Here is a 9,899-nt window from a genome sequence, read left to right as displayed (position 1 = left end):
ATGTATAATCGCCCACCGCTTTACTCTGAATGAGTTAAGTTAGTTTAATCGTAATTTTTTACATTGTTGGTAAGAGTGCTTTTCTCTGTAGAAAACGCTCGATTTGGGTTCCCTCGCCCCCAAACCAAACTAAAAAGGTATCGCATGAGTAACTTTACCCCTGCGCAGCAGCGCAACGCCCTTATCTATCTGGTTTTATTTCATCTAGTCATTATTGCATCCAGCAATTACCTAGTTCAGCTACCGTTTACTATCTTTGGCTTACATACCACCTGGGGTGCATTCACCTTCCCATTTATTTTCCTTGCGACGGATTTAACCGTACGTATTTTCGGGGCTCAGTTGGCGCGTAAGATCATTTTCTTAGTAATGTTGCCTGCTTTGGCTGTCTCTTACTTCTTATCGGTGGTGTTCTTCGAGGGGCAGTTCCAAGGTTTTGGTCACTTAGGGGAATTTAACTTATTCGTTGCTCGTATCGCGATTGCTAGCTTCATGGCGTATCTACTTGGTCAGATTATGGATGTGCACGTGTTCAACCGCCTACGCCAAATGAAACAGTGGTGGGTGGCCCCAACGTGTTCAACGCTTTTTGGTAATGCACTGGATACCATCGCCTTCTTCGCGATTGCGTTCTACCAAAGTCCAGATCCATTTATGGCGGAGCATTGGACGGAAATCGCGCTGGTGGACTACGGCTTTAAGTTAGTGATTAGTCTTGGTCTGTTTGTGCCTATGTACGGCGTACTACTGAATTACTTAATTAAGAAGCTAACGGCAGTGAACCCTAACTTTAAAGTTACGACGACGGCATAGTTTTCATCAGTTAATAGCAACAAAGCCGCTTTTGATAGCGGCTTTGTTGTTTCTAAAGCAAATGTACAGCGAAATGAGCATTTAGATCATCGGTGTCTCAAAACTCTATGAGTTGTACATAGGATAATAACGGGTATTAAAAAAGGCTCCAGAAGGAGCCTTTGTCATGGGATAACAACCATTAATCAGAGGTAATCGTTAATGGCCAACCGATATCAGTTTGACGGTTGGATTCGATTTCTAGCTCAGCGGCGGTCAACGGGTTGGCCGCTAGCCACTGTGCATCAATATTTAATGTTAGGTTGTCACCTTCAGCCGTTAATACGACGTTTGGCTCTAAGTTTTGGTTGCGACGGTGAGTTAACAACACCGCTAAGCGCAACAACCGCAGTACGCGCTTGGCACTTGAGCCTGATAACGCGTGTTGCTCAGGCAGTGAGGTGAGTTGTTCTCGATAACGACGGGCAATCTCACCAAGAAAGAACTTCTGCGCGCGAGTGTAGCCAGGTAAATCCAAATTCTGGAGTAGGTAAGCACTGTGCTCACCGCCTTTTTTGAAATCGATCGTTAAGCCGATTTCATGCAGCTTTGCGGCGGTTTCAAGCAATATCTTGCCTTGAGGTTCCGTAATCCACTCATCGCCGCCGGCTTGCTCCAACAGTTTGCTTGCCAGTGTCGCAACTTGTTCACCGTATTGGTGATCGAGCTGATAACGACTTTGTACGCTGGCAATTGTGCGAGCACGGATGTCTTCTTGACGTAGCTCTTCAACCATCTCGTAGACTAAGCCTTCACGTAGTGCGCCGCCCGCTAGTGTCATCGCGTCGATTTCCAGTAATTCAAAAACGGCAATCAAAATAGATAGGCCGCTAGGGAATACTAACGCACGCTCAAGCGTTAAGCCTTCAATGTCGAGCTCTTCTAAATGATCGGCTAACATGGCTTGCTTCTGCAGGCGTTTCAATTTGGAGTGAGTGATTACTTCGTCCATACCTTGCGCTAGCATTATTTCTTGCAATGCCTGAACGGTGCCTGATGCGCCAACGCACACATTCCAACCGATTTCTGTATAGCGCTCTAGAATTGGCTGGATAGTCTGCTTCGCGCCTTCAATTGCTGCGTCAAAGTTACGCGCATTCAACTGGCGATCTTTAAAGAAGTTTTCCAGCCAAGTCACACAACCCATTTTTAAACTGGTCAGTGCTTTGGCTTCGAAACCTTCACCGATGATGAGCTCGGTACTTGCGCCACCAATATCGACCACAAGGCGGCGACCGCTGCCTCCAGAAGTGTGTGCGACACCTTTATAGATAGTGGCCGCTTCTTCTTCACCGGAGATAACGTCGATTGGTTGACCAAGAATCTGGTTCGCTTTCTCCAGAAACACATCTACATTCGTGGCGGTACGTAAAGTGGCTGTGCCTACAATACGAATGTTTTGTTTAGGAATATCCTGCAAGCGTTCCGCAAATAGACTTAAGCAGTCCCATCCTCGCTGCATAGCTTCCATACTAAGAGAATTATGTTCATCTAGGCCCGCTGCTAGACGAACCTTGCGCTTAATTTTAGCCATTGTTTGAACGCTGCCATCGATATGACGCACAACGAGCATGTGAAAACTGTTCGACCCGAGGTCGATGGCGGCGTATAGCGGCGATGATCCTGCTTGACTCATAAACGAACTCAGTTTCCTTTTACGATTGTTTTGGTGCCGATTGACGCGGTTGGCGCGGACGACGTCCTTGCGGCTTGCGGTTACCTGAACGAGTACCACCAGTATTCGTACGACGCTGTTGGTTGCGTGGCGCACGCATACGAATTGGCGCTGGCAGATCTTGGATCAGCGCTGACGAATCGTATTCTGAAACTGGGATAGTGTGCTCAATGTATTCTTCGATTGCAGGCAGGTTAATTGCGTATTCTTCACAAGCAAAACTGATCGAGTGGCCGCTTGCACCAGCACGACCGGTACGGCCAATACGGTGAACGTAATCTTCACAGTCGTCAGGAAGGTCATAGTTGAAAACATGCGTCACTTGAGGAATGTGCAGACCACGCGCAGCAACGTCAGTTGCAACAAGAATGTCGACATCACCTTTGGTGAATTGCTCAAGAATCTTTTCACGTTTCTTCTGCGGTACATCACCAGTAAGAAGACCGACACGGTGTCCATCGGCGGCCAAGTGACCCCAAACCGATTCACACTTGTGTTTCGTGTTCGCAAAAATGATGGCGCGATCTGGCCATTCTTCTTCAATCAAAGTTTGAAGGAGGGCCATTTTATCTTCGTTAGAAGGGTAGAAAAGTTCTTCCTGAATGCGGTGACCAGTTTTCTGTTCTGGCTCTACCACAACATGCTCAGGGGTGTTCATGTGTTCGAATGCCAGTTCTTGAACGCGGTAAGAAAGCGTCGCTGAGAACAGCATGTTCAAACGCTCTTTTGGTTCTGGCATACGACGGAACAAGAAGCGAATGTCTTTAATAAAGCCAAGATCGAACATGCGGTCGGCTTCGTCCAGAACAACAGCTTGAATGTTGTTGAGGTTAAATACGCGCTGTTTGTAGAAATCGATGATACGGCCTGTTGTTCCGATCAGAATATCTACGCCGTCTTGCAGTTTCGCAAGTTGCTTGTCGTAGCTTTCACCACCGTAAGCTAGAGCGGTTTTTAGACCTGTGCTTTCAGTTAATGATTCTGCATCATTGTAAATCTGAATAGCGAGCTCACGTGTTGGCGCCATAATAATTGCGCGTGGCTGTGTAGGCTTACGACCTTCATGTTCCGGAGTCGTCAGAAGGTGGTTGAACGTAGCAGTAAGAAACGCGAGCGTTTTACCAGTACCCGTTTGGGCCTGGCCTGCGATGTCTTGGCCGGTGAGCAGGACCGGCAACGCCAAGGCTTGGATAGGGGTACAAAATTCGAACCCTTTTTTGTCCAATCCTTCAATAACTTGGGGCTTTAAGCCCAAATCGGCGAACTTTTGCTCTGTGATATGCGTCTTTTTCATGGCTATAGAATATCAGCTAAAGCTTGCAATACGAAAGTAAATACATTCCAATAGGGCATCTAATTACTGGTTATCATCCAACCAGTTTCGAAAAACACATTGGAGTGGAAGATGAGTGATAAGATTTTGCAGCTAACTGATGACGGTTTTGAAAACGATGTAATCAACGCTGCAGGCCCGGTTCTAGTGGATTTCTGGGCAGAATGGTGTGGTCCTTGTAAAATGATCGCTCCTATTCTGGACGAAATCGCAGACGAGTACGAAGGCAAACTCACTATCGGTAAACTAAACATCGACCATAACGCAGGTACACCACCTAAGTTTGGTATTCGCGGCATTCCAACGCTACTGCTATTCAAAGACGGCAACGTAGCGGCAACGAAAGTTGGTGCTCTGTCTAAAACTCAACTAAAAGAGTTTTTGGACGCAAACTTATAATCACCAAGTGATTACAGATAAAACCGTGCAAAGTAACAACGCACGGTTTTGTTTTTCTAACTCTGGACTAGAATACTAATTAGTGCTAACTTATCGCGCGTTAATTGAACAAATTTCTCTTCTTGGTCGATCCTGAGACCAAATCCATCTTAACTAGAAAACAGATCTTATTTTGACTAAACAAGAATCCACCACCATGAACCTTACCGAACTGAAGAACAGACCTGTGTCTGACCTTGTAAAACTGGGCGAAAGCTTAGGATTAGAGAACCTAGCTCGCTTAAGAAAACAAGACATCATCTTCGCGATTTTAAAAGCGCACGCTAAAGGCGGCGAAGACATCTTTGGCGATGGGGTTCTGGAAATTCTGCAAGACGGCTTTGGTTTCCTACGCAGTGCAGATAGTTCATACCTTGCGGGTCCGGACGATATCTACGTATCACCAAGTCAGATTCGTCGCTTTAACCTACGTACTGGTGACTCTATCGCTGGTAAAATTCGTCCACCAAAAGACGGTGAACGCTACTTTGCCCTTCTAAAAGTCAATACCGTTAACGACGACAAACCAGACAACGCTCGTAACAAGATCCTATTTGAAAACCTTACCCCTCTGCATGCAAATGAGCGCATGGTTATGGAGCGTGGTAACGGTTCTACAGAAGACATCACAGCACGTGTTTTAGATTTGGCATCGCCTATCGGTAAAGGTCAACGTGGTCTGATTGTTGCTCCGCCAAAAGCGGGTAAGACAATGCTTCTGCAAAATATTGCTCAAAGCATCGCATACAACCACCCAGAGTGTGAGTTGATGGTACTTCTTATCGACGAACGTCCAGAAGAAGTAACAGAGATGCAGCGTCTAGTTAAAGGTGAAGTAGTCGCGTCGACTTTCGATGAGCCAGCATCTCGTCACGTACAAGTAGCGGAAATGGTAATCGAGAAAGCGAAACGTCTTGTTGAACACAAGAAAGACGTGGTTATCCTGCTTGACTCTATCACTCGTCTCGCTCGTGCTTACAACACCGTAGTACCTTCATCAGGTAAAGTACTGACAGGTGGTGTGGATGCAAACGCACTACACCGTCCTAAGCGTTTCTTTGGTGCAGCACGTAATGTTGAAGAGGGCGGTAGCCTAACGATCATCGCAACGGCACTAGTAGATACTGGTTCTAAGATGGATGAAGTTATCTACGAAGAGTTCAAGGGTACAGGTAACATGGAACTGCACTTGAACCGTAAGATTGCTGAGAAGCGTGTATTCCCTGCGATTGACTTCAACCGTTCAGGTACACGTCGTGAAGAGCTACTGACGAAGACTGATGAACTACAGAAAATGTGGATTCTGCGTAAGATCGTTCACCCAATGGGCGAAATCGACGCAATGGAATTCCTCATTGATAAGCTAGCGATGACGAAGACCAACGATGAGTTCTTCGATGCGATGCGTCGTCAATAGTCTCAAATAGTCATTCTGCGAAAAGCCACCGTATATCGGTGGCTTTTTTATTGCTTTCTCCCGATAGAAGTATCAGAATGAAGGAAATGTTATCGGGAGGTTAACATGCAACAAGGAATGTTGTCGTCATTACTCCTGAGCTTGTCACTTATCACACTACCCGCGACGTTATCTGCCAAGGAAATGCAGGAGTCTGTAGTAGAACAGTGGCTTCAGGATACTCAAATACAGGCTAAAGTCTCTGAACTGCTTGATTACGTTGTCAGGGATGAGGTCGACTCGCTTAAATTTGCCCTTGATCGACTAGCTTTACCTCAACAAGAGGTCGTGCGTTTTCGGTTATTGGAAAAGCTTGAGAAGCAAGATGTCATTCTCACGCCTAGAATGGCTCTGTTTGTTGAGTCTCAGATCCGTATGACTCCTACTTATCAGGTTCTAGAGCGAGGGGACGGGTATGAGTTTAGTGTACCTGCCTTTAACTTTCCTGCCATTGCGAGCCGCTTGATTAAGCGTTGGAAGCAAGACCAAAGTACCTTGGACTTTGTACTACAAGCTGAGCGAAAAGAGCTCGACTTAAAGCAATGGCTTACAGGGCAATCTCAACAAGCTCAGGCGCGTGAAGCACTTTTGATTCGAGAGTTGGACAGCTTATCACCGCATGCGCTTGCCGCATTAACCACTCAGTTAACCAAAGCGAATGTGACCAGTTGGCTACCATCGACAGCCGTGATCGTGAGATTAGCGCAAGTCAGTCAAGATGAGGAAGTGTACAACTTACTCTGGCGGATGAGAGCGGATTACAACAGCAAGTCCGAACTCGAGCGTTTAGCTACGGTTGGGGACGTTTTTTCAATTCAGCAATTGATGAACTCCACCGTTAATCCGTCACTCAAACCAGAAGCTATTAGTCTACTTACAAAATCCAACCCTTTATCTCCGCAAGTGAAACAGTTTCTAGTGAGCAAAATGGCACTATCGGAAGAAGCTACCATGGTCGCTCGAGAGCTGGCGCAGCAAGGGCATCAAACCTGGTTGGAAGAGTTAGTCTCTAACAACCATCAAGTAAAGACTCGGCAGATAGAGCAAGTATTAAAGTAATCTGGCTCACATACCCACACAAAATAGGAGGATCTTAGCGTCCTCCTATTTGTTATACTGCGGACAGTTTAATCAGCCAGCATGAAGGCCTATGAGTTTTAAGGATTTACGCGAATTTATCGACCACCTAGAACAGAAAGGTCGACTTAAACGCATCACTCACCCTGTCGATCCCGCTTACGAAATGACAGAAATCAGTGACCGCACCTTGCGTGCTGGTGGCCCTGCTTTGTTATTCGAGAATCCGATCGGCTACAACGTCCCCGTTCTGACTAACTTATTTGGTACGCCAGAGCGTGTCGCGATTGGTATGGGACGTGAAGACGTTAAAGAATTAAGAGAAGTCGGTAAGCTGCTGGCTTATTTAAAAGAACCTGAGCCACCAAAAGGCTTCAAAGACGCATTGGAAAAATTGCCAGTGTTCAAACAAGTATTGAACATGCCAGCCAAGCGCTTAAGAAAAGCATCGTGCCAAGAGATTGTGTGGCAAGGTGATGAAGTCGACTTGGACAAAATCCCGGTAATGAGTTGCTGGGCGGAAGACGTTGCACCACTGCTTACGTGGGGCTTAACCGTGACCAAAGGTCCAAACAAGAAACGTCAGAACCTAGGCATTTATCGTCAGCAGAAAATTGCCAAGAACAAAATCATCATGCGTTGGTTAGCTCACCGTGGTGGTGCGCTTGACCTGCGCGATTGGATGGAAACCAATCCAGGTAAACCTTTCCCAGTTTCGGTCGCGTTTGGTGCAGACCCAGCAACCATTCTTGGCGCAGTAACACCAGTGCCAGATACGCTATCGGAATACGCATTTGCAGGTTTGCTGCGTGGCAGCAAAACTGAAGTCGTGAAGTCAGTCAGCAATGATTTAGAAGTGCCAGCAAGCGCGGAAATCGTCATGGAGGGCTTTATCGACCCGAACGAGTTTGCTGATGAAGGTCCTTATGGCGATCACACTGGCTACTACAACGAAAAAGAAAAGCACCACGTGTTTACCATTACGCACATTACCATGCGTAAAGACCCAATCTACCACAGTACCTACACAGGCCGTCCGCCAGATGAACCAGCTGTATTGGGTGTGGCATTAAACGAAGTCTTTGTGCCGATTCTGCAAAAGCAGTTTCCAGAGATCGAAGACTTCTATCTACCGCCAGAAGGTTGTTCGTACCGAATGGCAGTCGTCACCATGAAGAAGCAGTACCCAGGACATGCCAAGCGCGTAATGATGGGTGTGTGGTCTTTCTTACGTCAATTCATGTACACCAAGTTTGTTATTGTGTGCGATGAATCGGTAAACGCGCGAGATTGGAATGATGTCGTTAAAGCCATGTCAGAGCATATGGACCCTGTACGTGATACCTTGATGATAGATAACACGCCAATCGACTCGCTCGACTTTGCTTCACCAGTGGTTGGGCTTGGCTCCAAAATGGGCTTGGATGCGACCATTAAATGGGATGCTGAGCTGGCGACGCGAACCGAGGTCACTGAGCGAGACAGCAAAGCGATTACCGAAGCAGAGCTGAATGAGTTGAAACAGCAACGCCCTGAGATTGTTGACGTCTATCTTCCAGTTACAGCAAACAACCAATTTGCTGTCGTAACTATGAAGAAAGACCAAGCTGGTCAATCCCAAGAATTGATGGAATATCTATGGGGCTTCTTTGCTCAGTACGCGGATAACAAATTCATCATTTTGTGCGACGATGACGTTAATGCACGAGATTGGAATGACATCATTTGGGCGGTGACAACTCGAATGGACCCAGATAGAGACACGATTCAAGTGCTTAGTAAGACTGAGAGTTCATCCAAATTAGGACTGGATGCGACCAACAAGTTCGAATCTGAAGTCACGCGCGAGTGGGGTACGCCTATCAAAAAAGATCCTAAACTTGTGGCTAAAGTCGATGAGATTTGGGACCAGTTAGGTATTCTATGAGTCATCAAGTCCACCTTCTACCAATGGACGTTACGTTTCCAGTAAAAGAAGGGGAGACGGTGCTGGAAGCTGCGCTCAACAACAATATTTGCTTCCCACACCGTTGCCAAGTTGGCGCTTGCGCCATGTGCATGTGTAAAAAGCTAACGGGCGAGGTGAGCTATCACCTCGAACCTATGCTAACCGAAAAAGAGCAACAGCAAGGTTGGATATTCCCTTGCCAAGCCTATACAGAAAGTAATTTAGTGCTTACTTTTGACGAGTAAGCGAGAGGAACACCATGACCATCCAATGTAAAGTAAAGTCTATTCAGCCGTTAGCTTGTAATACTTACCAAATCCTTCTTCATCCAGAATCACCAGTGCCTTTTAAAGCGGGTCAGTACCTAATGGTGGTGATGGGTGAAAAAGACAAACGTCCTTTCTCTATCGCGAGCAGCCCTTGCCGTCATGAAGGTGAACTTGAACTGCATATCGGTGCGGCGGAACACAACGCTTACGCTCAAGAAGTTGTCGAAGCAATGCAAGCGGCGCTTGAAACTGATGGTCAGATTGAAATTGATGCCCCGCATGGTGACGCTTGGGTTCAAGAAGAAAGTGAACGTCCACTATTATTAATTGCTGGTGGTACAGGTTTTAGTTACGTGCGCTCGATTCTGGATCACTGCGTAGCGCAGAATAAAACCAACCCTATCTATCTATATTGGGGTGCGCGAGATAACTGCCAACTTTATGCAAAAGAAGAACTGGTCGAGATCGCCGATAAGTTTACTAACGTTCACTTTGTTCCAGTAGTAGAAGAAGCACCTGCTGATTGGCAAGGTAAGGTTGGTAACGTGCTACAAGCGGTGAGTGAAGATTTCGAAAGTTTAGAAAACTACGATATCTATATTGCAGGCCGCTTTGAAATGGCTGGTGCAGCACGTGAACAGTTCACTCAGAACAAGAAAGCGAAGAGCGAACGTATGTTCGCAGACGCGTACGCATTCATTTAAATACGGCTTATGAGGCAGAAAAAGAGGGTTTTTTACTCTCTTTTTTGCTTTTTTGATGAAATAGTCATCGAACAGTCAGTTTTCTCCATTTTTTTTCAAAAAAGGGTTGCGAACGGATCTGAGTTCCCTATAATGCGCATCCACCAA

Annotated in this window: 9 protein-coding genes; 7 read left to right on the top strand and 2 right to left on the bottom strand. The window is 46.3% G+C overall.

What is annotated here, in order from left to right; translation table 11 throughout:
- Positions 1–144 precede the first annotated feature (144 nt).
- Positions 145–813, top strand: a complete 669-nt coding sequence (locus tag CAG69_RS10750; protein ID WP_005397008.1) for a 7-cyano-7-deazaguanine/7-aminomethyl-7-deazaguanine transporter — start codon at positions 145–147, stop codon at positions 811–813.
- 181 nt (positions 814–994) lie between these two features.
- On the opposite strand, the gene gppA is transcribed toward CAG69_RS10750, so the two are convergent.
- Together gppA and rhlB are read right to left on the bottom strand one after the other, a co-directional pair.
- Entirely contained in the window at positions 995–2,488 is a 1,494-nt protein-coding gene (gene gppA, locus CAG69_RS10745; RefSeq protein ID WP_161444149.1) for a guanosine-5'-triphosphate,3'-diphosphate diphosphatase, read from the bottom strand.
- 19 nt (positions 2,489–2,507) lie between these two features.
- Positions 2,508–3,821, bottom strand: coding sequence for an ATP-dependent RNA helicase RhlB (rhlB, locus tag CAG69_RS10740; protein ID WP_161444147.1), 1,314 nt, complete (start codon positions 3,819–3,821; stop codon positions 2,508–2,510).
- 111 nt (positions 3,822–3,932) lie between these two features.
- Between rhlB and trxA the strand changes: the two genes are divergently transcribed.
- The 6 genes from trxA to fre all read left to right on the top strand — a co-directional run bounded on the left by trxA (position 3,933) and on the right by fre (position 9,752).
- Positions 3,933–4,259 carry a thioredoxin TrxA gene (gene trxA, locus CAG69_RS10735; RefSeq protein WP_004745500.1) on the top strand — a complete coding sequence of 109 codons (327 nt, stop codon included), beginning with the start codon at positions 3,933–3,935 and terminating at the stop codon, positions 4,257–4,259.
- A gap of 196 nt (positions 4,260–4,455) precedes the next feature.
- Positions 4,456–5,715: a transcription termination factor Rho gene (gene rho / locus CAG69_RS10730; protein ID WP_005378757.1), complete on the top strand. Its 1,260-nt coding sequence runs from the start codon at positions 4,456–4,458 to the stop codon at positions 5,713–5,715.
- Positions 5,716–5,820: 105 nt separating this feature from the next.
- The gene (locus CAG69_RS10725) at positions 5,821–6,813 is read left to right on the top strand and encodes a hypothetical protein (RefSeq protein WP_161444145.1); all 993 of its coding nucleotides are present in this window, start codon (positions 5,821–5,823) and stop codon (positions 6,811–6,813) included.
- A 91-nt stretch (positions 6,814–6,904) separates the two neighbouring features.
- Positions 6,905–8,758 carry a 4-hydroxy-3-polyprenylbenzoate decarboxylase gene (ubiD, locus tag CAG69_RS10720; protein ID WP_161444143.1) on the top strand — a complete coding sequence of 618 codons (1,854 nt, stop codon included), beginning with the start codon at positions 6,905–6,907 and terminating at the stop codon, positions 8,756–8,758.
- Complete coding sequence (locus CAG69_RS10715) at positions 8,755–9,024, top strand: 2Fe-2S iron-sulfur cluster-binding protein (RefSeq protein WP_054868319.1); 270 nt, start codon at positions 8,755–8,757, stop codon at positions 9,022–9,024. The genes ubiD and CAG69_RS10715 overlap by 4 nt, the downstream gene beginning before the upstream one ends.
- Positions 9,025–9,038: 14 nt before the next feature.
- Complete coding sequence (gene fre / locus CAG69_RS10710) at positions 9,039–9,752, top strand: NAD(P)H-flavin reductase (RefSeq protein WP_005398442.1); 714 nt, start codon at positions 9,039–9,041, stop codon at positions 9,750–9,752.
- The last annotated feature ends 147 nt before the right edge of the window (positions 9,753–9,899 follow it).

Source organism: Vibrio sp. V43_P6S15P86 (assembly GCF_009904725.1).
GTDB lineage: Bacteria > Pseudomonadota > Gammaproteobacteria > Enterobacterales > Vibrionaceae > Vibrio > Vibrio diabolicus.
Note: the sequence above shows the minus strand (reverse complement) of the source record. Positions and strands in the feature narration are given on the sequence as shown.